We start from the raw sequence: 22,466 nt of genomic DNA, 5'->3' as shown, positions 1-22,466 counted from the left end.
AGGTTCCACAATGCGCAATTGCGCATTGGGGTTCGCTACGCGCCCCGGAACGACAATAACCTAAAACCTTCGCGCGCCCATCTTGATCTGCTCCTCGGAGAAGAAGATCTCCTTGGCATGGGTCACGATGTCCTCGGCCTTCCACCCCGTGAACGGCGGCTTCCAGCCCTCCATTTCCATCATTCGCATCTCGCGCACGCCCCGCGGGCCGGAGACGCCGAGCACCTTGCCGGTCTGGTCGCCCGACAAATCACTGACCATGTATAGCACGGCCGGCGCGATACCTTCAGGGCCTAGGGCGGCGCCCGGGTTCTCTTTATAGCGCGGCAGGTCTGCGGTCATGCGGGTCAGCGCGCCGGGGGCCAGCGTCCAGACCCGGATGTTGTACTTGCGGCCCTCGATCGCCAGCACGTTCGACAGGCCCCAGATCCCGCCCTTGGCCGCGCCGTAATTGGTCTGGCCGAAATTGCCGATCAGGCCTGAGGTCGAGGACGTGTTGACGATGACGCCGCCGCCGTTCTCGCGCATCCATTTGAACACCGGCTGGGTGCAGCAGAAGGTGCCCTTGAGATGCACCTTGATCACCTTGTCCCAATTGGCCTCCTTGGCCTTGGCGAAGGTCTCGTCGAGCAGGATGCCGGCGTTGTTCACCAGGATGTCGGCGCGGCCAAAATTCTTGATGGCGTCGTCGAACACCGACTGGCCGCCGGCCATCGTCGAGATGTCGGAACCGTTGGCAACGGCACGGCCGCCCTCCTCCTTGATCGCGTTGACCACCTTCTGCGCCATCGATACGTCGGCACCGGAGCCGTCGCGAGGACCGCCGAGGTCGTTGACCACGACCGCTGCGCCCTCGCGCGCGAACAGTTTCGCGTAGGCCTCACCGAGCCCGCCGCCTGCGCCGGTAATGATGGCTACCTTGCCGTCGAGTAGTCCCATGGCGTTTCTCCTTTGCCTTTTCTTCTTCCTCGTGTCCCGGACGCGATGCAGCGTGAAACGCTGCTTCGCAGAGCCGGGACCCAGCGCCCGGCAGATGGGCCCCGGCCCTGCAGCGCATCACTATGTGCTGCGCTGCGTCACGAGATTTAGCCCAGCACTGTCTTTCCGTTCTTGATCACCGTCACACCCCTCGCCTTCACCTTGGCTTCGAACGAGACGACGTTGCCGTCCTTCCACATCTCCATCGTCACGGTCTCGCCGGGATAGACCGGCGAGGAGAAGCGCGCGACGTGCTGCTTGAAGGCGGAGGGATCGTAGTCGGCGTAGGTCTGCAGCACGCCGCGGCAGGTGATGCCGTAGGTGCACATGCCGTGCAGGATCGGCCGCGGAAAGCCGGCCTTCCTGGCGAACTCGGGATCAGAGTGCAGCGGATTGCGGTCGCCGCACAGGCGATAGACCAGCGCCTGGTCCGGCCGCGTCGTGATGTCGACGATCTTGTCGGGCGCCCGCTCCGGCACCTTGTGCGGCTCGGGCTGGCCTTCCGAAGGTCCGCCAAAACCACCGTCGCCGCGGGCAAAACGCGACGCCACGAGGGTGGCCAGCTTCTCGCCGTTCTCGTCCTTCAGCACTGTCTGGTGGCGGATGACGGCGCCCTTGTCCTTGCCCTTGTCGAAGACGTCGAGCACGGTCGAGTCGGCCGTGATCTTCGCCGCGCTCGGCAGCGGCTTGTGGAAGGTGATGTCGCGCTCGCCGTCGACCACCATCACGCGGTTGAGGTTCATCTCGCCGGGGCTTGAGCCCCAGGCGGCCACGGACGCAAACGTCGGCACGACCTTCAGGGGACGCGGGGTCAAGGTGCCTTCGTTGACGAAGGCGAGTTCTTTCTCGTCCATCGGATCAGCGCCCATGCCGATGCCGTAGGCGTAGAGCATCACCTCGCGGTCGGTGTAGGCGTATTTCTGGCCGAGATTTTTCAGGGCCATCAGTTGTTCGTAGTTGATCGGCATGTTCGAATTTTCTCCCAATCGCTCCTCGTCACCCCGCGAAAGCGGGGTCCAGTAACTACCCGGCGTTTACTGGATCCCCGCTGGAGCCTGTCATCGGGCGCGCATTCGCGCGACCTGGTGGTCGGGATGACGACCTTTTGTTTGGCGCGCAGCGCGGACAATTTCGTCAGGCTGCCGTGAAGAACGGCAGCGGTGCGCCGTCGGTTGGCTTCCACACAAGTTTCACCTTCTGGCCGATCTTGATCTTCTCCAGATCACAATCGACGATATTGGTCTGCAGCGAGGGGCCTTCCTTCAGCGTGACATAGGCGATCGCATACGGACCGGTCGGCGATTTCCGCATCAGGCTGTAGGTATAGATCGTCGCCTCGCCGGACGCCTCCTCCCACTCCGTCTTGTCCGAGAAACAGAACGGGCAGATCGCGCGCGGGAAATAATGCCGCTCGCCGCAGGCGGTGCAGCGCTTGATCATGAACTTGCCGGCCTTCGCCGCTTCCCAGAACGGCGCGGTTTCCGGATTGGTCACCGGCGCCGGATATTTTTTCACTTCTGCCATCACACGCGCTCCAGAATGCAGGTTGAGGCGGCGTGACGCACGCCAAGAAGTCCGCCGGTGCCGTGGGCGATCGCCAGATCGCAGTTCGGCACCTGCACTTTCGGATGCGCTTCGCCGCGCAATTGCCTGACCGCTTCGAGGATCTTCGTCATGCCGCCGCGGTTGACCGGATGGTTGCTGCAGAGGCCGCCGCCGTCGGTGTTGAACGGCAGCTTGCCGACGCCGGAAATCAGATTGCCGTCGGCAACGAACTTGCCGCCCTCGCCCTTTTTGCAGAAGCCGAGATCTTCGAGCTGCATCAGCACGGTGATGGTGAAGCTGTCATAGATCGAGGCGTATTTGATGTCCTTCGGCGTTACGCCCGCTTCCTCGAACGCGCGGGGCCCGGACCACACGCCGGCCGAATAAGTGAGATCGAGATCCTTGCCGCCGCGCGGCCCCTTCATTGCCTCGCCATGGCCGATCAGGCGCACCAACGGCTTCTTCAGGCTCTTGGCAATTTCGGGCGTGGTCACGATCATCGCGCCGCCGCCATCGGTGACGACGCAGCAATCCATCCGGTGCAGGGGATCGGAGATCATGGGCGAGTTGATGACGTCCTCGACGGTGACGACATCCTTCAGCATCGCGTGAGGGTTGTACTGGGCATGATGCGAGGCCGCGACCTTGATCCAGGCGAGTTGTTCGCTGGTGGTGCCGTAGTCGTGCATATGGCGCATGGCACACATGCCGTAGGCATTGTGGGTGGTGGCGCCGTAAGCTGCCTCGAAATCGGCCTCGGCGCCCGCCGCGCGCGCCGGCATCGGTCCGGTGCGCGGCTTGCCCGCGAGCGTCACCAGCGCGACCGAGCATTTGCCGGCGGCGATCGCCTCGGCCGCGTGGCCGAGATGGATCAGATAGGAACAGCCGCCGGTCTCGGTGGAATCGACGTGACGCAGCTTCCTGGTATTGAGGCCGAGATAATCGACCATCGGCCACAGCCCGCCCGGCGCGTCGCCGGCGAGGAAATAGCCGTCGATATCGTCCTTGGTCAGCCCGGCATCCTCGATCGCGCCTTTGGCGACCTCGGCGTGGAGCTGTGCAGTGGATTTATCGGGTGCGTGCCGGGTGGGATGCTCGTAGATCCCGGCGATGTAGGCTTTGCCCTTGATCGTCAAATCGTTCTCCGTTGGCGTTTCTTCTTTCCGAAAGTTTTTCTGGCCTGTCGGGCGGACCTTGGCAAGCGCGGAAATATTCCGTCGGGCGAGACGGTAGCCACTGGACTCAAGTCGGGGGCACGCTGAGAGCGCCAGGCTCACGACTGTCATCCCGCGCATGCGGGGATGACGACTGAATATGAGACGGCGATCTCGCGACATGAACTGTCCGAGGTTTGCTGGAAGCTTCCCGCCCTCGCATTCAGAGGGCGCAGGGAAGACCGGGTGCGCGCCGCACCCGCGGTCTCGTGTGCAACTATGCGCAAAAAGCACGCACACGAGCATACAGGTACAGCGGGAGCATCCCGGCCTTCCCTGCGCAATGGCTTTACGGCTTACTTCGTGCTCTCCCCGGAGAACGGCTTTATTGCCTCCGTCGCCCCTGAGCAGCTTTCGCTTCTCAAAGGACTTAACGCCAGCACCGCGGCGTCCGAACCACACGACTTCGCCGTACACAATCGCCACGCACGTCGGTCATGGTTCTTGTGTCCATCGCATCTCACCGCGCGTTCGTGACGTGGCCAACGCCCCTCATCCGCGGTGAGACGGGCAGAGTTATGCGACTGATTTGGGTGAGAACGAAAGCGGAATTTTTTTGGTTCTTATTGATTCTTGGGCTTGACACGATTTCTGAAAATCAGAAGTGATTTTTCCGTCGCTCGTAGGGTGGGCAAAGCCAACAGGTCGCGCGAATGCGCGCCCGATGACAGGCTCCGCGTGCCCACCATTGGCACTGCGAACCCTAAACGATGGTGGGCACGGCGCGTTGCGCCCTTGCCCACCCCACGCGGCCTGCTCAATGTCTTGCCAGAGTTTTGTACGCTTCGATGGCACGCTTGAGGTCGTCGTATTCCTCGCAGGGAAGCAGGCAGAGGTTCTGCAGCGCCTCTAGTGATTGCTGGGCCTTGGCCGGTTCGCCAAGCACCAGATAGGCCTCACCGAGATGCTCATGCGCGCTGCGGTGGCGGGAATTCAGCAACAGCGCCTTCTGATAATGCCCAATCGCCGGCCCGATCTGACGCAGCCGCCGATAGGCATAGCCGATATAGTTATGGATATCGGCATTGGTCGGGTCGCGCAGCGCCGCGAGTTCAAACGCCGCGATTGCGCCATTCCAATTCTCCGCCCGCAGTGCGCTCTTGCCAGCCTTGAAATCAGGATCGAGTTGCACCCAGTCGACATCCGATGCAACTGACGCCATGGTGGTGCAGATCGGCCAGGCCTCGACGATGACGGTCGGCTCAGCCGGCCTTGCGGCCGCACCGAACGGCGGCGCGGTCGTGGTCCGCCAGCCCGGCGAGCTAATGGTATGGACGGCCACGCCGCTCACCAGCGCGCCGAGCACAATTGCCAATGCGACTGCGCGGATCATCGCTGTCTTCTCGACCTGATGGCTGTCGGGCGCTGGGCCGGGCAGCCGAGGGATTATTTTCGGGCACTACCTATCGTGTCGTCCCGGTGTACATATGCCTTGGCTACACGGATCTCTTGCCGCTCTGTATCGGCGTTGCTGGTCAGGCTCACCAGCTTGCCAAAGTAATCGGAAGCCTTCTGGCGATCACCGGCGCCGTCGGCGGCGCGGGCGGCTCCCCAGAACGCGCGGAAGCGGTTGGGCGTCTGCCCGAGTGCAGTCTCGAACTCGTTCAGGGCAGCAGCGGGCTGCCCTGTCTCAAGGAGTAGTTCGCCAAGCAATTCGCGGAACGGATAGAGACGATTCTCCATTGCCACATGCTTGACACTGCCGTCCTCGCCGTCGGCTGCGGCCCGCATGAACCGCAGCGCCTGATCGGTCGCACCTTCCTTCAGTGCGATCCAGGCCGAGACGGCCAGCATCTGCTCCTCGGTCCGGTCCGCCCAGTAGGTTTGGTCGGCGCGCTGCAGCGTCGCTCGCAATGCCTTCATCGCTTCGATTTCTTGCTTGGCTCCGGCGATATCGCCCGTGCGCGCCATGCCTAGACCACGCGTGAAGCGGATCAATGAATCCGCCATCGGATATTGGGTGGCAGTTATCGGCAGTTCCGCAGCGCTGGCCCAATCGGCGCGTTCCAGGACGTAACGCGCAGGCATGGCGGCCTTGGCGGTGAAATTGGCAAAGGTGATCGGACGATCGCCGCGGTCGGCAGTGGCGAGCGACTTCTTAATCATCGCATCGGCCTTGGCGTCCTGCGCAAGCTGCAGATACGCATACACCATGAAATCGGAGGCGTGATAATAGTCCGGCTGGATCTCCAGCGACGACGCGTTGGAGGCAATGGATTCCTCCCAGAGGCCGACCATGGAATAGATGTGGGACGGCATGTGCCGCGCATGCGGCACGGCCGGCGCAATGCCGGCATAGCGCCGCGCAGAAGCTATTCCCTTCTCGGCAAGCGGCGCGAAGTCGTAGGCGTGAATGAGGTAGTGCGTCACGCCCGGATGCTGCGGGTTCTGCTCGTAGAGCATCTCCAACAGCGCCGCGGACTTGGTCTGATTGGCATATGTGAGGTCGTCTTTCGGTGCCGCGGCCTGAAGCGCGAGCGCGTAAAAGACCAGCACCTCGTAGTCGTCCGGGTACTTTTGCGCCATCCTCTCCATCGCGGCCTTGTAGGCTGCCAGGCGCGCATTCACCGCGACCTTATCGTGATCACGAAAATAGGCGCTCAGGGTCTCGATCCAGTCGCGCTCGCGCTCCGTCTTGGCGCCGATGGTCCGCGCTTTCTCGAGGGCGTCCCAGGCCGCCTGGGCGTCGGCTCGTGACGGTGTAGTTGCAAGGGTATTACCGAGCAAGTCCATCGCCACGCCCCAATACGCCATGGCGCAAGTCGGATCCTGCTTCAGGATCTCTTCGAATTTTCGGCGGGCAATCAAGAACCAGTACGAATGCAACATGGCGACGCCACGGTCGAACTCGACCTGCACTTTGGGGTCGCACGAGGTTGCGAAGCTTACCTTACCAAGCTTGTCGTCTTGCTGACCGATTGCGGTGCTTGTGAGCGCCGCTGTGATCAGGCCGGCGGCAAATAAGGTTCGTCCCGATTTCGCGCTCATCGTGAGTCTCCTTTAAGCCTTTCAAGTAATTAAGCCTTTCAAGTGATCTTCCGTAAGCCGCGCAATGATCAGATGCTCGTTGCCCCTCCTCATTTCTCCAGTTTTCGAATTGTTGCTCTCTGCCCACGCGTTTTCACGCGCCGGCTACCGCGCGGCAATTGCCGCGTGTCACTAGTCTTGAATGGGTTGCAATGCTTGCTGTTGACGGCACCGACGTCGCCCTCAATCGCAGGATTTCGGCACGTCAAATCTGGCGCTGATCGATTGAAGTTTAACTCTCTTTCCACGCCTCCGAAAGTGTGGAGAGCTGAGCCCGGAATGTGCACAGAGGCGGGCATTTGGCCGCCTCTGTGCACTTAGGCGCGCTCGCGCCCCGGACGCAGCGCGGCGCGAAAGTGCTGCGCTGCAAGCCGGGGCCTATACGGTGAGATTGGTCCCGGCTCTGCGGCGCAACGCTATACGTTGCGTCCCGGACACGAGCGCGCAGGGTGGGCAAAGCCAACGGGTCGCGCGAATGCGCGCCCGATGACAGGCTCCGCGTGCCCACCATTGGCACTGCGAACGCTGAAGGATGGTGGGCACGGCGCTTTGCGCCTTTGCCCACCCTAGGCAGGTCCCCTACTCCGCCGCGATCTGCCTTGGCGCGGGCGGCGGGCTCGCGAGATCCGCGGTGAGTTGGGCGTGGCGCGATTTGGCGTCCGTTACCGCCTTTTCCTTGATCGGGCCGTAGCCGCGGATGCGATCGGGCAAGGACAACAACTCGACGGCGGTGTCGTGCGTCAGCGGAGACAAACGGCCGAGCACGGTTTCGACGTCCGTCTCGTAGGCTGCGATCAGATCGCGCTCGAGCTTGCGGTCGGCGCTGTAGCCGAAGACGTCGAATGGCGTACCGCGCAGGAAGCGCAGTTTTGCCAATGTCCGGAACACGGGCATCATCCATGCGCCGAAGGCGCGCTTCTTCGGCCGTCCCAGTGCGTCCTTGCCGCCGCCGAGAATCGGCGGCGCCAGATTGAAGTTGAACTTGAACTCGCCTTCGAACTGATCGCGAAGCTGCTGTTCAAACTTGCCGTCGGTGAACAGCCGCGCGACTTCGTACTCGTCCTTGTAGGCGAGCAGTTTGGCATAGTTGATCGCGACCGCGCGCGGCAGCGCCTCGCCATAGCCGCCGTCGATGGCGGCGTCGCGGACGCGCTTCACGAGATTGCGGTAGCGCTCGGCGAGCGCGGCATTCTGGTAGTCGGCGAGGTGCGCGCTGCGATGGGCGATGATCTCGTCGAGCGACATTGCCTCCAGCGTCTTCGCCGGGACAACGGCATCGTGATCCCTCATCATCTCCTTGAACCGCGCCGGATCGGCGGCGGCGAGCCGGCCGAGCTGGAAGGCCTGCGTGTTCATTTTGATGGAGACGCCGTTGACCTCGATCGCCTGCTCGATCGCTTTCGCCGACAGCGGCAGCAGGCCGCGCTGGTAGGCGTAGCCCAGCATCATGATGTTGGTGGCGATGGAGTCGCCGAGCAGGGCTTCGGCCGGCGTGGTGAAATCGAAGAAGGAAGAATCCTTGCGCAGCTCGGTCTCCAGCACCGAGTTGAGCTTGCGGCTCTGGAAGTTGAAGTCGCGGTTGAGGATGAAATCCGCGGTCGGGATGACGTGGCTGTTGATGATGCCCACCGTACGGGTGGACTCGCACAGCGTAACCATATCCTTCGATACCGCGACCACTTCATCGGCCGCGAGCACAAGGTCCGCCGTGCCGGTGACGATGCGCGAACAGGTGACATCGGCAGGATGTTCGGAGAGCCGGACGTGGCTCAGCACCGCCCCGCCCTTTTGCGCAAGGCCGGACATGTCGAGGATCATGCTGGCCTTGCCTTCGATATGCGCGGCCATGCCGAGCAGCGCACCGATCGTGAGTACGCCGGTGCCGCCGACGCCACCGACCGCGATGTTATAGGGTCGATCCATCGCGGGACTTGACGTGGGCTCGGGCAACTGGCCGATGCTGCCGAGGTCCGGCGGCGCGCGGTGCCGCAGCTTGGCGCCATCGACGGTGACAAAGGACGGGCAAAAACCCTTGAGGCAGGAATAGTCCTTGTTGCAGGTCGACTGGTTGATGGTGCGCTTGCGGCCCATCTCGGTTTCCAAGGGCTCGACCGAAATGCAGTTCGACTGCACCGAGCAATCGCCGCAGCCTTCGCAGACGGCCGGATTGATCATGACGCGGCGCGCCGGATCTTCCATCAGGCCGCGCTTGCGGCGGCGGCGCTTTTCGGCGGCGCAGGTCTGCACGAAGACGATCGCCGAGGTGCCCTTGATCTCGCGGCACTCCCTCATGACCGCGTCGAGTTCGTCGCGATGGCGCGTGATGACGCCGGGCGCGATGTCGGACGCGGGATACAGGTGCGGGTTCTCGGAGACGAGATAAATATTACGGATGCCTTCGGCGTGAAGCTGGAAGGTGATCTGCTGCGGCGACAATTCGCCGTCGACATGCTGGCCGCCGGTCATTGCGGTCGCGTCGTTATAGAGGATCTTGTAGGTGATGTTGGCGCCCGAAGCGATCGACTGGCGGATCGCGAGGCTGCCGGAGTGGAAATAGGTGCCGTCGCCGAGATTGGCGAACACGTGCGCTTCGTTGGTGAAGGGCGCGACGCCGACCCACGGCACGCCCTCGCCTCCCATATGGGTGTAGGTCTCGGTGTTGCGGTCCATCCACAGCGCCATGAAATGGCAGCCGATGCCCGCAAAGGCGCGGCTGCCTTCCGGCACCTTGGTCGAGGTGTTGTGCGGACAGCCCGAGCAGAAATACGGCGTGCGGGTGACGGGGGCGACCGCCTGCATCTGGGTTGCCTGCCGGCCGTTGAACCAATCGGCCTTGGCACGGAGCATCGCAGCGATTTCGGGGTTGAGATTAAGTCGAAGCAGGCGTTCGGTCAGCGAGCTCGCCAGCGAAGCAACGCTGAGCTCGGCGGCAAAGGTGAGAAAGCGCTTATCGTGGTCGTCCATCTTGCCGACGATGCGCGGGCGGACGTCGTCGCGCCAGTTGAACAACTCCTGCTTGACCTGGTTCTCGACGATCTCGCGGCGCTCTTCGACGATGAAGATTTCCTCGAGGCCGATAGCAAAGTTGCGCACGCCTTCCGGCTCCAGCGGCCAGGGCATGCCGATCTTGTAAAGCCGCAAGCCAATCTTGGCGGCGACCTCCTCGGTGATCCCGAGCTCGCGCAGCGCCTGACGGATATCCTCATAGCTCTTGCCGGACGCCATGATGCCGTAGCGGGCGTTCGGTGAATCCATGGTGATGCGGTTGATCTTATTGGCACGCGCAAAGGCGATCGCGGCGTATCCCTTGTAGTCCTGCAGGCGGAGGTCCTGCGCATAGCGATCGTCGGGCCAGCGCAGATTGAGGCCGCCCGGCGGCATCTCGAAATCGGACGGAATGACGAAAGGCTTCATCTCGTCGGTAAGATCGATCTCGGCCGTGGTCTCCACCGTCTCGGTGATCACTTTCATGCCGACCCAGCAGCCCGAGTAGCGCGACATCGCGATACCGAGGAGGCCCATCTCGATCATTTCATGGATGCTCGACGGATAGAGATAGGGCATCAGCGCGGAGATGAAGGCGTGGTCCGACTGGTGCGGGACGGTGGAGGATTTCGCGCCATGGTCGTCGCCGGCAAGGCACAGCACGCCGCCGTGCTTGGCCGAGCCCGCGGTGTTGGCGTGGCGGAAGACGTCGCCGCAGCGGTCGACGCCGGGACCCTTGCCGTACCAGATGCCGACGACGCCATCATATTTGGCGCCGGGCGAGAGATTGAGCTGCTGCGAACCCCAGATCGCCGTGGCCGCGAGGTCCTCGTTCACGCCGGGCTGAAACTTGATGTTGTAGTGTTCGAGGTGCTTGCGGGCGGCAAAGAGCTGCTGGTCGTAGCCGCCGAGCGGCGAGCCGCGGTAGCCGGAGATGAAGCCTGCGGTATTCAGGCCCGCCGCGCGGTCGCGGCGGATTTGCGCCATCGGCAGCCGGACCAGCGCCTGGATGCCGGTCAGAAAGATGTGGCCTGTACCTTGCGTGTACTTCTGATCGAGACTGATCGGACCCTGGTTGATTCCCATTGCAAGCCCTCTTTGCCCAAGCCTTGACCGCGATGACTGTTTTTTAGCTAGTCATCTGAACCTGTTAGAACCAGTCTATGTCGAATTTTTCCGCGCGCGCACCACAAATCTCGCCCCTGAAGCCGCGCTTTCAAAGATCGCAATTTCGTGCCGGGAATAACCGCACCGCTTTTCGGTTTGTGTCGTCCGGAAGCCTCGGCGCGAAACGGCATGACGTCCCCCCTGTGCACGCTTTCGCGCTATAACGCCTCTAGAAGCCAGATGGTGCAGGGACCACGCCGGATCATGCGGACGATTCTCGCCGGAATGCTTTTGTGCACTGCGTTCGTCATCGGCGAAGGACATGCCCAATCAAGACCTGAACCGACGCCCGAACCGGCCGCGGAAGACATCGCGCGCGGCAAGGCGCTGACCGAGGCCGGCGACTGCGCAAGCTGCCACACCGCCGATCCCGCCAAGCCGTTCGCGGGGGGAAAGCGGATCGACACGCCGTTCGGCAGCATCTACGCGCCCAATTTGACACCCGACCGCGAGACCGGGCTTGGCGCGTGGAGCGACGACGATTTCTACCGCGCGCTGCGCTTTGGCGTGGCGCGCGACGGCTCGCGCTATTATCCGGCATTCCCCTATCCGAACTTCACCAGGCTGACTCGCCAGGACATCTTTGCGATCCGCGCCTATCTCGCGACGCTGACGCCGCTGCGAAACGAGCCGCGCGCGCCGGAGCTGCGCTGGCCGTTCAACTATCGCGCGGTGATGCGCGGCTGGAACTGGCTGTTCTTCAAGCCGGGCATCCTGATGCCGGACCAAGCCAGGAGCGCGGAATGGAATCGCGGCCGCTATCTGGTCGAGGGCGTCGCGCATTGCGGCGCGTGCCATACGCCGAAGAACATGTTTGGCGCGGACAAGCGTGGCCGGGCTTACGGCGGTGGCCGCGTCGCGGGCATGTTCGCGCCGCGGCTCGACGGCGCCGAGCGGAGCGGCCTGAAATCCTGGAGCGTGGAAGACATCACCGAATATCTGCAGAGCGGCCGTAACGCCAGGAGTCATGCCGGCCAGTTGATGTCGGAGGTCGTGGTCAATTCGACCTCGAAGATGAGCGATGCGGATGTCCGCGCCATCGCGCTTTATTTGAAAGACCTGCCGGCCGGGGCACCGGAGCCCAAGGTCACCCCGCCCTCGCCTGCGCAAATGGCCTCCGGCGAGAAGCTCTATAACGGCGCCTGCCTTGCCTGCCACGAAGAGGATGGATCCGGCGCGCCGCGGATTTATCCGCCGCTGCCCGGCAACGCCAATCTGCAATCGGCCGATGCCTTGAGCACGCTGCGCATCATTCTCGACGGCGCCGAGACCGTGACGACACCGCGCGCGCCCAACAAGGGATCGATGCCGGCCTATGCCGCGAAGATGACCGACCAGGAGATTGCCGACGTGACCAACTACATCCGCAATGCCTGGGGCAATGCGGCGCCGCTTGTGACGGCAGCCGAAGTCGCAAAAGCGCGGCGAAGATAGTCACGCCTCAGGGAATCCCCGGTTCCAACATTACGCGGTTGCAACTTTGGCGGAACATCCGGTCGCGCCAACCATTAGCTCTGGGATGCTAACGGAGGAACCCATTCATGGCATACCAACCCGATCCGAATGATCCCTACCGCGCTGGTCTGAGCGATGAGGAAATCCGCCGTCAGGCCCGCCTCAATAGTATGGACAACGAGTTGCAGCCCGATCCCGCGCTTGGCGAAGGTCCGCCCAGCGGCGCGAAGGTCGCGATGTTTGCCGTCGCCATCGCCGTCGTGCTCGGCGCCCTGTTCTATGGCCTGAACAACACGACCGTGAACCAGGCCGGCACGTCGCCGCCTAACCAGACCGCGCAGACGCAGCCGACCAACCCCGCAGCGCCTCCGGGCATGCGCGACGTAACGCCGCGCGCCAACACCGATCCGGGAACCACCACCGGCGCCGCGACCAATCGCCCGACGCCGCCGTCGCCAAATCCGACCGGCACCGAGGTCGATCGCGCCAAGCAGTAGAGTGGACAACTACTAATGACGCAGCGGGCCAGGCGCCCGCTGCTTTTTGCGCGCCTAGCTGAACATCTTGTTGAGCTCGCCGCCGGGGTAGCCGCCCGCAAATTCGCCGAAGGTGCCCTTCTCCGCCATCTCCTTTGATGCCTTCATGAAGCCGGCCCATGCCATCCGCGCCAGCGAGGCGCCGACACTGATGCGGCGGACGCCGAGATCGCCGGCCTCCTTCAGCGACGGACCGGCAGCGCCGACCAGAAGATTGACCGGTTTTGGATGCACCGCCTTCACCACGGCCGAAATCTCCTCCGCCGTTGCGATGCCCGGCGCATAGAGACAATCGGCGCCGGCCTCCGCATAGGCGGTGAGCCGGTCGATCACGAGCTTGAGATCCTTCTGCCCGCGCAAAAACGCCTCGCAGCGGCCGGTGAGCAGGACGCCGCTATTGTCGGCATCGATCGCCTGGCGCGCCGCCTTGATGCGAGCGACCGCGAGCGCGCGATCGAACAGCGGCTTTGCGTTGTCGCCGGTATAATCCTCGATCGACAGGCCGGCGACGCCGGTCTTCACGGCGCGCGCAACATTGACGCCGACCTTGTCCGGCTCGTGCGCAAAGCCGTCCTCGAAGTCGGCATTGACGGGGATGTCGACCGCCGCGCAGATCGCCGTGAGATGAGCGCAGACGTCGTCGACGCCGACGCGGTTGTCGGCCTTGCCGATGGCCCAGGCGAACCCCGCGCTGGTCGAGGCCAGCGCCTTGAAGCCGAGATGCTGCAGCGCCTTCGCGCTGCCGACATCGAAAGGATTGGGGATGATGAAGCATCCGCTCTCGTGCAACTTCCTGAATGCGGCGCGTTTGTCAGCAGATGTCAGCATGGGTCGCTCCCCTCATGTTGTTGGCGCCGCGTAGATAAGAATGCGGCGCCTGTTCTGCCAGACGTCTCACGCCACGACCTGGCGCAGGAACGTGCGCTCTTCCGCAAGAATGAACCTGTTCTCCTCGGCGAAATCGAAATTGGCCTTGCCTTCACTGTCCGCGCGCAGCCGCGCCCGGTAGCTTTCGTAAGCCGCCAGGCTCTCGAACGAGATCAGCGCAAACGCGATGTTGTTGGTGCCCTCGTGCGGCATCCAGTAGCCGAGGAGATCGCCGCCGCATTTCGGGATGATGGTGAGCCAGTTCTTCGAATATTGCTCGAACAGTGCGCGCTTGAACGGATCGAGCTGGTAGCGGATGAAGACGGTGATGGTCATTAGTGCTCCGATGGTTCTCTGCGTCATTGCGAGCGCAAGCGACGCAATCCATGCCGCCGCACGCGAAGAAATGGATTGCTTCGTCGCTGCGCTCCCCGCAATGGACATTCAAGCCAACAATACCCGCTTGCCTCACTGCGATGCTTCGGCTATCATCGAACAATGAAAGCAGGACCCGACATCGCCGTGATCGCCTCTCTGGTCGGCGATCCCGCACGCGCCAATATGCTGACCGCGCTGATGGACGGTCGCGCGCTGACCGCGAGCGAATTGGCGCACCAGGCCGGCATCACGCCGCAGACCGCGAGCTCGCATCTTTCCAAGCTCGAGGCCGGCGGGCTGATCGAGCCGGAGAAGCAGGGCCGGCACCGCTATTACCGCCTCACCGGCCCCGATGTCGCCCACGTGCTGGAGGGGCTGGCGGGCCTGGCCGAGCGCGCAGGCCACACCCGCGTCCGCACCGGGCCGAAAGAGCCGGCGCTGCGCCGGGCGCGGATCTGCTACGATCATCTGGCCGGCGATCTCGGCGTGCAGATGCTCAACAGCATGCGAAGCCAGCGCCTGGTTCGCCAGATCAAGCAATCGATCGAACTTACGAGCGAGGGCAAGCGCTTCATGGCGCAGGCGCTGCAGATCGACGCCAACACGCTGGTGCATCCGCGCCGCCCGGTATGCAAGGCCTGTCTCGACTGGAGCGAACGCCGCCATCACCTCGCCGGCACGCTGGGCGCCGCCCTGATGAGCCGCTTCACCGAATTGAACTGGGCAGCGCGCGATCCCACGCCGGGCAGCCGCGTCGTGAATTTCACCCGCACCGGCGAAAAGCGGTTTGCGGCGCTGTTCGGCGATGCCACTGGGCATGCTCTCGCCAAAACGTGAAATGCAAAGGCTTTACCGCGCGCTTTGATCGCATCAATAAGGCCGCGTCCTATCAGATGGAGCCTGCGATGCGACGCGCGATCATGATCTGCCTTTCCGTTATCGTGGGCGGCCTTTCCAGCGCACAAGCAGCCGAACCTGCGACGCGCGAGCCCTCTGCCCGCGAGCCTTCCGAACCCTATGGCATCGCGCTCGAAGGTTTTGCTTATCCCTATCCCGTTCACCTGCTGCCGCTGGTCAACGACGGCGAGCAGGTTCGGATGGCCTATATGGACGTAGCTCCCGCGCAGCCGAACGGACGGAGCGTGGTGCTGCTGCACGGCCGCAATTTTCCCTCGAGCTACTGGGCAGCGGTCATCAAGGCCTTGAGCGAAGCCGGCTACCGCGTGGTGGTGCCGGACCAGATCGGCTTTGGAAAGTCGTCGAAGCCGCAAGGCGATTTGCATTTCGACACGCTGGCGCGCAACACGATAGCGCTGCTCGACCGCCTGCAAATCGCCAAGGCCGACATCGTGGCCCATTCGCTCGGCAGCATGCTCGGCGTGCGGATTGCGCGCGCCTACCCCGAGCGGATCGCGCATCTGGTGCTGACCGCCCCGATCGGGCTGGAAGACTATCGCCTCTACGTCCCGCCGACACCGACGGAAAGGATTCTGGAGAACGAAGACAAGCTCACGGCAGAAGCCTATCGCAAGCAGCTCGAGACCAACTACGCGCTGAAACTGCCGCCCGAACAAGTCACGCCCTTCATCGATGCGCGCTTCAACGTCAAGGGCAGCGCCGAATATCCGCGCTGGCTGCGCGCCTTTGTCAGCTCGGCGCAGATGATCTATCGCGAGCCGGTCGTGCACGAGATTCCGCTGATCACGCAGCCGACGCTGTTCGTGATGGGCGCCGACGATCACAACGCCCCGGGAAGAGCCAATGCGCCGGAGGCGCTGCGCGCGAAGATGGGACAGAATGCAGAGCTGGCCAAGACGCTCGCCGCGAAGATGCCGAACGGCCGCGCCGAGGTGATTCCAAACACCGGACACCTGGTCTTTCTGGAGGCGCCGGACAAGTACCGCGAGCTGGTGCTCGGATTTCTCGCCGTAGCTCCCTAGCCCCGTGGCATAGCTCTACGACAAATCACGACATTCATGTTCCATTCAGATGTCCGTGACTAGGTTCCGACCATGCCGCCTTGCGGCCAAGAACGGGAGAAAACATGAAGTACCTTTTCGCAGCAGTTTTGGCCCTGGGCACCGTTGCCAGCTTCAGCGCGGCGGAAGCCGCGGGCGGATGCGGCCCAGGCTGGCACCGCGGCCCCTATGGCGGTTGCCAACCCAATCGCCGGGTCGTTGTTCGGCCGGCTGCCCCGGTCGTGGTGGTGCGGCCCCCAGCTCCCGCCGTCGTGGTGAGGCCCGGCCGCGTGTGCCCCTACGGCACCGTCTGGCGCTACGGACGCTGCCGCGCTTACTGACATTCTTCGAATTGCGAAAAGCCCCGCTCGCGCGGGGCTTTTTTGTCAGTCTCTAATCAATTCTCTTACCAGTAGTAACGACGGCGGCGCCAGTAGCGGCGGCGCCACCGACGGCGGCGGCGATGCCAGCCCCAATACCGGCGGCGCCAGCGGCGACGGCGCCACCCCCAATGCCGGCGACGCCAGCCCCAATGCCGGCGGCCCCACCCGCGATGCCGGCCGCGGCCCCAGCGCACTTCCTCGGGCGTGAGACTTTCCGCCTCCTTACCTGATGTGACGGCGGGCTGCGCGTCCTGGTCGCCGGGGAGTTTGGCGTCGTCGGCGAGCGGCGCCGGCATCAGCGGCGCGGCCTGCGCGCCTGCTGCGAGCGCGACACCACCGGCGGCAAATCCAAAGGCGAGTTTTAGAAAGTGGCGGCGTTCCATCACATCTCCTCCTCCGTTGCTGTATGTGAGAAAGAGAGTGTCAGTGCATGTAGATGAACGCGCGCTGAATTACGCATTCAGTATTGTCGTGATCGAAGCAGCCGCAAACGTATTTTTGCACGCGCTGTAACTCTCGGCGGAACTTTTGTCGTTGCTGCGGTATTGCTGTGTCAGTTGGATGTGTGACAATCGTTTTCGCGCGACGAGTGCGCCACGCGTCCGCCATCTCACGCGACAAGCTCTTCCGCCAGCACCAGCACCTCTCGCGTCCGCGTCACGTCCGGCCAATCGCGGTTGAAATCGGCGATCAGGCGCTTCATCTCCGGGCCGTCGATCCCGCGATCGAGCGCAGCCTGATCCGGAAATTGATACATCGCCTGGTGCAGCGATGGATCGGTAAGGCTCCAGTAGCGCCACGCTTTCATGGCGCCAAACGATTTCACGGCATCGGGCAGATGCTCGCGCGAATACCAGGCGTCGAATGCCTCACGTTTGGCGGGATCGGACACGGTGGCGCGAACGACGAAGAAGGCAGCAGGCATGTTGTTCTCCCTGAATTGTCTCGTAGGCGGGCAAAGCCATCGGGTCGCGCGAATGCGCGGCCGATGACAGGCTCCGCGTGCCCACACGCAACTGTCACATGCTCCGTGATATCAAGGCCGCGCGCAACGCGTCATCGGAGGTGTCACCCATGCCTGCCCGCCATTGCTCCGCCCTTTTGTCCGCGCTCTGGTTGCTGACCGCAGCAATTCCTGCGGCGGCGCAGGACATTGCCCTGCCCCGCGAGCCGCAGATCGGGCCGCGGCCGTTCTATCTGGTCGACAAGATGAAGGACGGCCCCTTGAAGCAGCAGCTCAGCCAGTGCACCGGGCCGTTCCGCAAGACCGATTTTTCCATCGGCCACCGCGGCGCAGCGCTCGAATTTCCAGAGCATACAAAAGAATCCTATGTGGCGGCGGCGCGGATGGGCGCCGGCATCATCGAATGCGACGTGACGTTTACAAAGGACCGTCAGCTCGTGTGCCGACATTCGCAATGCGACCTGCACACCACGACCAACATCCTGACGGTGCCGGAGCTGGCGGCAAAATGCTCGCAACCGTTCAGCCCGGCCGACCCCGCTACCGGCAGGAAGGCTTCCGCAAAGTGCTGCACCTCCGACATCACGCTTGCCGAATTCCGCCGGCTGACGGCGAAGATGGACGGCTTCAATCCGGAGGCGAAGACGCCGGAGGAATATCAGAACGGCACGCCGCGCTGGCGCACCGACCTCTACGCCAGTTCCGGCACGCTGATGACCCACGATGAGAGCATCGCGCTGATTAGGAGTCTCGGGGCAAAATTCACGCCGGAGCTGAAGGCGCCGGAAGTGCCGATGCCGTTCGATGGCGACTACACCCAGGAGAAATATGCGAGCGAGATGATTGCGGCCTACAAGAAGGCCGGCATTCCGCCTGATAGCGTGTTTGCACAAAGCTTCAATCTCGCCGACGTGCTCTACTGGGTGAAGACCGAGCCCGAATTTGCAAAGCAGGCGGTTTATCTCGAAGAGCGCTACGAGAAGCAAGGTCTCGATCCCGGCAAGCCGGAGACATGGAAACCCTCGATGGCGGAGTTGAAGGCGCAAGGCGTCGCGATCCTTGGTCCCCCGATCCCGATCATGCTGACGCTGAACGACAACAAGGAAATCGTGCCCTCCGAATACGCCAAGGCGGCGAAGGCCGCAGGCCTCGACCTGATCGGCTGGTCGCTGGAACGCGACGGCCCGCTCAACAAGGGCGGCGGCTTCTATCACAAGTCGATCAAGCCGGCGGTCGACCGCGATGGCGACACGCTGACTGTGCTGGACGCGCTGGCGAAGCAGGTCGGCATCCGCGGCATGTTCTCGGACTGGCCAGCGACGACGACATTCTATGCGAGCTGCACCGGGATGAAGTGAGGGATCGTGTCGCTTCGTTAGGATGGGCAAGGGCGCGAAGCGCCGTGCCCACCCAGTTCGCGCGACTCGGAACGGTGGGCACGCTTCGCTTTGCCACCCCACATTATCATCTAAGCCGGCTCCAGGCCCAGCGCCTGCGCGGTCTCCAGCCAGGTCGGCAATTCGCGTTGATACAGTGCATTGCTTTCCTTGAAACCGAGCGCCGGCTCCAGCACGAAAGTCGCGAGCACCTCCTTCACTTTCGGATCGTCGTTGGCGGCAACACAGAGTTCAGCCAGCCGATCGACAAGCGGCTGCGGCGTTGCCTTCGGCACCGCCCAGCCCGTGAAGCCGCTCACGGTGAAGAACTTCGATGTCGCCCCCTGTTCGGGCAGCGTCTTGACGTCCGGGATCGCGCTGATCTTCTTCGTGCTTACGGCGAACACCACGCCATGATTGCTTTGCAGCACGGCTTGCGCCGCCGTGTAGCTGCCCATCGCGACATCGAGCGTGCCATCCATCAGCCCCGTCCACATCGGCGCTTCACCGCGATAGTGGATCGGCTCGATCTTGAGACCATACTGCTTGTTGAGTTCATTGATGGTCATGTGCGGAGCCGAGCCCGCACTGTAGGTGCCGAAGTTCACCTGGCCCTTGTTGCGCGCGAACGCGACGAAATCGTCCAGGGACCTGACGCCGGACGGTTTGCTGGCGACCAGCAGCAACCCGCCGCTCGGGATGATACTGACGAGCGTCAGGTCTTTGTCCATGTCGTAGCCGGGGTTCTTCATCATCACCCGGTTCATCACATAGGTGGTCGAGATCGAGCACAGGATGGTGTGGCCGTCGGGTGCCGCACGCGCGACTTCGGCCGCGCCGATCGAGCCGGAGGCGCCCGCCTTGTTTTCGATGACGACGGTCTGCCCCACCTGCCTTGCGATGTAATCGCCGAAGGCGCGCGCCAGAAGGTCGGTCTGCCCGCCCGCCGGGTAGCTGCATACCATGCGGATATTCCGCGATGGCCACGTGCCTTGCGCGAAGCCGCTACGCGAAAGAAAAGGCAGCGCGGCAGCAGCCGAACCGGCAGCGATGAAATGACGGCGGTTGAATTTTAAGGGCATGTTTCCTCCTTGATTTTCAGGGAGGGTATCGCATCGCCCGGCTTCTGCCATGCGCGAAAGCCGGGACAGATTGGCGCACTCGAAATTCGGGCTTTCGCGGCGCCACGCGAAGGACCGCAATCGCAACGGCCATTTTCCGAGACGCGAAAATATGGGCGCGGTCCGCCATGGGCGTTGCACAGGATGGCAGAGAATGGCGATGCCACAGCACCAGCGGGTTGATCCGTGCTAAGCTTCTTTCAACCCATTGGCTGGTTTTGTCCTAGCGGAGCGGATTGTGAGGCGACGCGATTTCATTGCGCTCCTCGGCGGCGCGGCGGCCATCCGACCGTTAAGCGCGCATGCGCAAGCCGCGCGCGAGCGCGTCCTCTATTTCACGCACTCGGCCGGCTACCGGCATGATGTCATACCGCTTTCCGAGGCAATCCTGGCCCAGCTTGGAAGCGATTCGGGCATCTTTGAAATCACGGCAACGGAAGATACGTCTGAACTATCCTCCGCTAACCTCGCGCGCTACGCCGCGGTGATGTTCTACACGTCAGGAGAACTTCCGATGAGCGATGCGCAAAAGAACGCTCTGCTCAATTTCGTGCGCTCGGGCCGCGGGTTCCTCGGCGTTCATGCGGCGACCGACACATTCTACACCTGGCCGGATTATCTCGACCTCGTCGGCGGCTACTTCAATGGCCATCCCTGGCATCAGACCGTGACGATCGAGGTGGCTGATCCCAGCGATCCCCTGGTGGCTTTTCTCGGGAATTCGTTGCAAGTCGAGGACGAAATCTACCAGATCAGCGACTTCGATTATCGTCGCTCGCGCGTGCTCCTGCGCCTCGACCCAAGCTCTGTGGACCTTGGCAAAACAGGCGTGCATCACCGATTCTATGGTTGGCCGCTCGCATGGACGCGATTGTATGGCGAGGGACGCGTATTCTATGCGGCGCTAGGCCACGAACCGTCAGTTTGGCAGGACCCTCGCTTCCAGCGAATCCTCACCAATGCCATCCTCTGGTCTATGCGAAGATCGCCCTAACCGGCGCCGGAGCGCTTCGCAGTTGGTGGCAAAGGTCCGATCGGAGCGCGCATCGTATCCGCACGTGTCGCGTTCCGACTCTAATGGGTTGGATCAACCGAGGTTCAGGGTGCGGGCCGCAGCATCGGCGTCACCACTGGAGAAGAGCCGCTTTGGATCCTGCCGATGATCCTGAAGCCGTGGCGTTCATAAAGCGAGATGTTACGCGGGTTCGAACTTTCGAGATAGGCAGCGATACCCTCCTCGTCGCATCGTCGAACCGCGTGTTTCATCAGCAACGAGCCAAGCCCCTGCCCGATCCACTTCGGATCGGCGGCGATAAGAGGCAGATACCAATGCGGCTCATGCGGATGATGTTCGGCCATTCCTTTCATGATGGCCCCGATATCCTCTGATATGTCCGGGCGCAGGGACTCCTCCATGATTGCGTCCATTGCTGCTTCGTCCGGCTCGACGCCTGGTGGCAGCCATAGGGCGGCAGCGCGGGCCCCTTCGGTGATGTAGGCTGTGCCATGATCGAAAGCCCGGCCGCCGAAAGCATCAACTAACCGAGGCATTGTTCTGAGGTATACGGACGGATCGGGCCAAGCAAAACGCGACATCGGGTCGGCCGCAAAGCCGAGCACAATGGTGCTGATCGCGCTTGCCCGGTCGTTCGCGCCTGCTGATATGACTTCGGGCACGGCCGATATCATGTCGCTCCCTCAATCACTCACCGTCGATCCAAGGGTAAATCGTAGTTTACCTTGGGGAAAAAGTCTCCCCGTCCTTCGGGGGTCATATCGAGGAGACCCCACAAGGGGTCGACTTGATCTCCGGCGCGATGATGCTGATTGGGTTCGGTTGGTGCGAAGCTCATCTCTGAGCCCCAAAAGTGGCGGATTGCTCCGCCGCTTTTCTTGAACACGTTGAAGATCGTTTCGTCCCAGTTCTCGCCGTCGGGAACGCGATGCTGTACACGCAAGCCTTTGGGAAACTTCGACGTGTCACCAAAATAATCCGCGTCGTAGCCATTGCCCGCCGTAGACAGAAACGACAGATGGTCCCAGCCGCGCTCGTGCGCCCACGCGGTGAGACGTGCGATTGGCGATTTCGCGACGATGTAGAGTGCGGCTCGCTGGCCGATGTGCCTTGCCGCGCCGTCGAGCCCATCAAGCAGGTGCGTGCAGCCGGGACATGGCAGTTCCCGCTCGGGTCCATACATGAAGCTGTACAGAATGAGCGTGTCATGCGGACCGAACAGCTCGGACATCCTGACCTTCTCGGGCGCTGCATTCTTGCCGATCCGCTCGAATATATAGTCTTCCGGCACTTCGCCGCCGAGCGGCAAGGCGCGGCGCTTGGCCGCTACAGCTTCAATGTGGGCACGAAGCGCGATCTCGTCGTCTAGAAGCGCGTTTCTGGCAGCACGATACTCGGCGGTTTCGTTCGGGTAGCGGAGATGCTCCATGGCTTCCCTCCGGATTGAAGGTCTGTGAACCCAGAAATAAACTCATCCGTGAGTAGCGGGTTCCCTAT

At 62.8% G+C, this 22,466-nt stretch carries 21 protein-coding genes; 7 read left to right on the top strand and 14 right to left on the bottom strand.

All coding sequences use genetic code 11. The features are described from left to right. Positions 1–60: 60 nt before the first annotated feature. From HCN50_RS23470 to HCN50_RS23440, 7 genes are all read right to left on the bottom strand, one after another. Complete coding sequence (locus HCN50_RS23470; protein ID WP_171712274.1) at positions 61–939, bottom strand: SDR family oxidoreductase; 879 nt, start codon at positions 937–939, stop codon at positions 61–63. Positions 940–1,085: 146 nt separating this feature from the next. Then, entirely contained in the window at positions 1,086–1,946 is an 861-nt protein-coding gene (locus HCN50_RS23465) for a MaoC/PaaZ C-terminal domain-containing protein (protein ID WP_171712273.1), read from the bottom strand. Positions 1,947–2,112: 166 nt separating this feature from the next. Further along, positions 2,113–2,502, bottom strand: coding sequence for a Zn-ribbon domain-containing OB-fold protein (locus HCN50_RS23460; RefSeq protein WP_171712272.1), 390 nt, complete (start codon positions 2,500–2,502; stop codon positions 2,113–2,115). Further along, positions 2,502–3,659 carry a thiolase family protein gene (locus tag HCN50_RS23455; protein WP_171712270.1) on the bottom strand — a complete coding sequence of 386 codons (1,158 nt, stop codon included), beginning with the start codon at positions 3,657–3,659 and terminating at the stop codon, positions 2,502–2,504. Before HCN50_RS23455 ends, HCN50_RS23460 begins: the two co-directional genes overlap by 1 nt. Before the next feature lie 835 nt (positions 3,660–4,494). Continuing rightward, complete coding sequence (locus HCN50_RS23450; protein WP_171712268.1) at positions 4,495–5,070, bottom strand: hypothetical protein; 576 nt, start codon at positions 5,068–5,070, stop codon at positions 4,495–4,497. A gap of 53 nt (positions 5,071–5,123) precedes the next feature. After that, positions 5,124–6,725, bottom strand: coding sequence for a tetratricopeptide repeat protein (locus HCN50_RS23445; protein WP_171712266.1), 1,602 nt, complete (start codon positions 6,723–6,725; stop codon positions 5,124–5,126). Positions 6,726–7,343: 618 nt separating this feature from the next. Beyond that, complete coding sequence (locus tag HCN50_RS23440; RefSeq protein ID WP_171712264.1) at positions 7,344–10,835, bottom strand: indolepyruvate ferredoxin oxidoreductase family protein; 3,492 nt, start codon at positions 10,833–10,835, stop codon at positions 7,344–7,346. 285 nt (positions 10,836–11,120) lie between these two features. On the opposite strand from HCN50_RS23440, the gene HCN50_RS23435 reads away from it, so the two are divergent. Both HCN50_RS23435 and HCN50_RS23430 read left to right on the top strand, forming a co-directional pair. Then, positions 11,121–12,350 (top strand): c-type cytochrome, encoded by a 1,230-nt coding sequence (locus HCN50_RS23435; RefSeq protein WP_171712594.1) that lies wholly within the window; start codon positions 11,121–11,123, stop codon positions 12,348–12,350. Between the two features lie 107 nt (positions 12,351–12,457). Continuing rightward, positions 12,458–12,868, top strand: coding sequence for a hypothetical protein (locus HCN50_RS23430; RefSeq protein WP_171712262.1), 411 nt, complete (start codon positions 12,458–12,460; stop codon positions 12,866–12,868). Positions 12,869–12,922: 54 nt separating this feature from the next. On the opposite strand, the gene HCN50_RS23425 is transcribed toward HCN50_RS23430, so the two are convergent. Next, on the bottom strand, positions 12,923–13,735 hold the full coding sequence (locus HCN50_RS23425; RefSeq protein WP_171712260.1) for an isocitrate lyase/PEP mutase family protein: 813 nt from the start codon (positions 13,733–13,735) through the stop codon (positions 12,923–12,925). Between the two features lie 66 nt (positions 13,736–13,801). Further along, positions 13,802–14,110: an NIPSNAP family protein gene (locus HCN50_RS23420; protein WP_171712259.1), complete on the bottom strand. Its 309-nt coding sequence runs from the start codon at positions 14,108–14,110 to the stop codon at positions 13,802–13,804. A 162-nt stretch (positions 14,111–14,272) separates the two neighbouring features. Here HCN50_RS23420 and HCN50_RS23415 point away from each other — a divergent pair, with 162 nt between their 5' ends. The 3 genes from HCN50_RS23415 to HCN50_RS23405 all read left to right on the top strand — a co-directional run bounded on the left by HCN50_RS23415 (position 14,273) and on the right by HCN50_RS23405 (position 16,451). Beyond that, on the top strand, positions 14,273–14,989 hold the full coding sequence (locus tag HCN50_RS23415) for an ArsR/SmtB family transcription factor (protein WP_171712257.1): 717 nt from the start codon (positions 14,273–14,275) through the stop codon (positions 14,987–14,989). A gap of 68 nt (positions 14,990–15,057) precedes the next feature. After that, on the top strand, positions 15,058–16,092 hold the full coding sequence (locus HCN50_RS23410) for an alpha/beta fold hydrolase (RefSeq protein WP_235977182.1): 1,035 nt from the start codon (positions 15,058–15,060) through the stop codon (positions 16,090–16,092). 104 nt (positions 16,093–16,196) lie between these two features. Continuing rightward, complete coding sequence (locus HCN50_RS23405; protein ID WP_171712256.1) at positions 16,197–16,451, top strand: GCG_CRPN prefix-to-repeats domain-containing protein; 255 nt, start codon at positions 16,197–16,199, stop codon at positions 16,449–16,451. Positions 16,452–16,516: 65 nt separating this feature from the next. Here HCN50_RS23405 and HCN50_RS23400 read toward each other — a convergent pair whose 3' ends face one another. Both HCN50_RS23400 and HCN50_RS23395 read right to left on the bottom strand, forming a co-directional pair. Continuing rightward, positions 16,517–16,876 (bottom strand): twin-arginine translocation signal domain-containing protein, encoded by a 360-nt coding sequence (locus HCN50_RS23400; protein ID WP_171712255.1) that lies wholly within the window; start codon positions 16,874–16,876, stop codon positions 16,517–16,519. Positions 16,877–17,103: 227 nt separating this feature from the next. After that, a complete protein-coding gene (locus HCN50_RS23395; protein ID WP_171712254.1) occupies positions 17,104–17,418 on the bottom strand; it encodes a hypothetical protein in 315 nt (104 codons plus the stop codon). Between the two features lie 149 nt (positions 17,419–17,567). Between HCN50_RS23395 and HCN50_RS23390 the strand changes: the two genes are divergently transcribed. Beyond that, positions 17,568–18,815, top strand: a complete 1,248-nt coding sequence (locus HCN50_RS23390; protein ID WP_171712253.1) for a glycerophosphodiester phosphodiesterase family protein — start codon at positions 17,568–17,570, stop codon at positions 18,813–18,815. Positions 18,816–18,925: 110 nt separating this feature from the next. Here HCN50_RS23390 and HCN50_RS23385 read toward each other — a convergent pair whose 3' ends face one another. Continuing rightward, entirely contained in the window at positions 18,926–19,915 is a 990-nt protein-coding gene (locus tag HCN50_RS23385; RefSeq protein WP_171712252.1) for a Bug family tripartite tricarboxylate transporter substrate binding protein, read from the bottom strand. Positions 19,916–20,192: 277 nt separating this feature from the next. Between HCN50_RS23385 and HCN50_RS23380 the strand changes: the two genes are divergently transcribed. Beyond that, on the top strand, positions 20,193–20,948 hold the full coding sequence (locus HCN50_RS23380; protein WP_171712251.1) for a ThuA domain-containing protein: 756 nt from the start codon (positions 20,193–20,195) through the stop codon (positions 20,946–20,948). Positions 20,949–21,052: 104 nt separating this feature from the next. On the opposite strand, the gene HCN50_RS23375 is transcribed toward HCN50_RS23380, so the two are convergent. Both HCN50_RS23375 and HCN50_RS23370 read right to left on the bottom strand, forming a co-directional pair. Continuing rightward, positions 21,053–21,643 carry a GNAT family N-acetyltransferase gene (locus tag HCN50_RS23375; protein WP_171712250.1) on the bottom strand — a complete coding sequence of 197 codons (591 nt, stop codon included), beginning with the start codon at positions 21,641–21,643 and terminating at the stop codon, positions 21,053–21,055. A gap of 17 nt (positions 21,644–21,660) precedes the next feature. Continuing rightward, on the bottom strand, positions 21,661–22,398 hold the full coding sequence (locus tag HCN50_RS23370) for a DUF899 family protein (RefSeq protein WP_171712248.1): 738 nt from the start codon (positions 22,396–22,398) through the stop codon (positions 21,661–21,663). Positions 22,399–22,466 lie beyond the last annotated feature (68 nt).

The sequence above is a fragment of the Bradyrhizobium archetypum genome (assembly GCF_013114835.1).
Lineage (GTDB): Bacteria > Pseudomonadota > Alphaproteobacteria > Rhizobiales > Xanthobacteraceae > Bradyrhizobium > Bradyrhizobium archetypum.
This window is presented reverse-complemented; position numbering and strand designations above follow the sequence as displayed.

What these genes read in the sequence shown, in the direction of transcription:
- HCN50_RS23470 (WP_171712274.1), bottom strand. Translation starts at nt 939, where the DNA reads ATGGGACTACTCGACGGCAAGGTAGCCATCATTACCGGCGCAGGCGGC.
- HCN50_RS23465 (WP_171712273.1), bottom strand. Translation starts at nt 1,946, where the DNA reads ATGCCGATCAACTACGAACAACTGATGGCCCTGAAAAATCTCGGCCAG.
- HCN50_RS23460 (WP_171712272.1), bottom strand. Translation starts at nt 2,502, where the DNA reads ATGGCAGAAGTGAAAAAATATCCGGCGCCGGTGACCAATCCGGAAACC.
- HCN50_RS23450 (WP_171712268.1), bottom strand. Translation starts at nt 5,070, where the DNA reads ATGATCCGCGCAGTCGCATTGGCAATTGTGCTCGGCGCGCTGGTGAGC.
- HCN50_RS23445 (WP_171712266.1), bottom strand. Translation starts at nt 6,725, where the DNA reads ATGAGCGCGAAATCGGGACGAACCTTATTTGCCGCCGGCCTGATCACA.
- HCN50_RS23440 (WP_171712264.1), bottom strand. Translation starts at nt 10,835, where the DNA reads ATGGGAATCAACCAGGGTCCGATCAGTCTCGATCAGAAGTACACGCAA.
- HCN50_RS23435 (WP_171712594.1), top strand. Translation starts at nt 11,121, where the DNA reads ATGCGGACGATTCTCGCCGGAATGCTTTTGTGCACTGCGTTCGTCATC.
- HCN50_RS23430 (WP_171712262.1), top strand. Translation starts at nt 12,458, where the DNA reads ATGGCATACCAACCCGATCCGAATGATCCCTACCGCGCTGGTCTGAGC.
- HCN50_RS23425 (WP_171712260.1), bottom strand. Translation starts at nt 13,735, where the DNA reads ATGCTGACATCTGCTGACAAACGCGCCGCATTCAGGAAGTTGCACGAG.
- HCN50_RS23420 (WP_171712259.1), bottom strand. Translation starts at nt 14,110, where the DNA reads ATGACCATCACCGTCTTCATCCGCTACCAGCTCGATCCGTTCAAGCGC.
- HCN50_RS23415 (WP_171712257.1), top strand. Translation starts at nt 14,273, where the DNA reads ATGAAAGCAGGACCCGACATCGCCGTGATCGCCTCTCTGGTCGGCGAT.
- HCN50_RS23410 (WP_235977182.1), top strand. Translation starts at nt 15,058, where the DNA reads ATGCGACGCGCGATCATGATCTGCCTTTCCGTTATCGTGGGCGGCCTT.
- HCN50_RS23405 (WP_171712256.1), top strand. Translation starts at nt 16,197, where the DNA reads ATGAAGTACCTTTTCGCAGCAGTTTTGGCCCTGGGCACCGTTGCCAGC.
- HCN50_RS23400 (WP_171712255.1), bottom strand. Translation starts at nt 16,876, where the DNA reads ATGGAACGCCGCCACTTTCTAAAACTCGCCTTTGGATTTGCCGCCGGT.
- HCN50_RS23395 (WP_171712254.1), bottom strand. Translation starts at nt 17,418, where the DNA reads ATGCCTGCTGCCTTCTTCGTCGTTCGCGCCACCGTGTCCGATCCCGCC.
- HCN50_RS23390 (WP_171712253.1), top strand. Translation starts at nt 17,568, where the DNA reads ATGCCTGCCCGCCATTGCTCCGCCCTTTTGTCCGCGCTCTGGTTGCTG.
- HCN50_RS23385 (WP_171712252.1), bottom strand. Translation starts at nt 19,915, where the DNA reads ATGCCCTTAAAATTCAACCGCCGTCATTTCATCGCTGCCGGTTCGGCT.
- HCN50_RS23375 (WP_171712250.1), bottom strand. Translation starts at nt 21,643, where the DNA reads ATGATATCGGCCGTGCCCGAAGTCATATCAGCAGGCGCGAACGACCGG.
- HCN50_RS23370 (WP_171712248.1), bottom strand. Translation starts at nt 22,398, where the DNA reads ATGGAGCATCTCCGCTACCCGAACGAAACCGCCGAGTATCGTGCTGCC.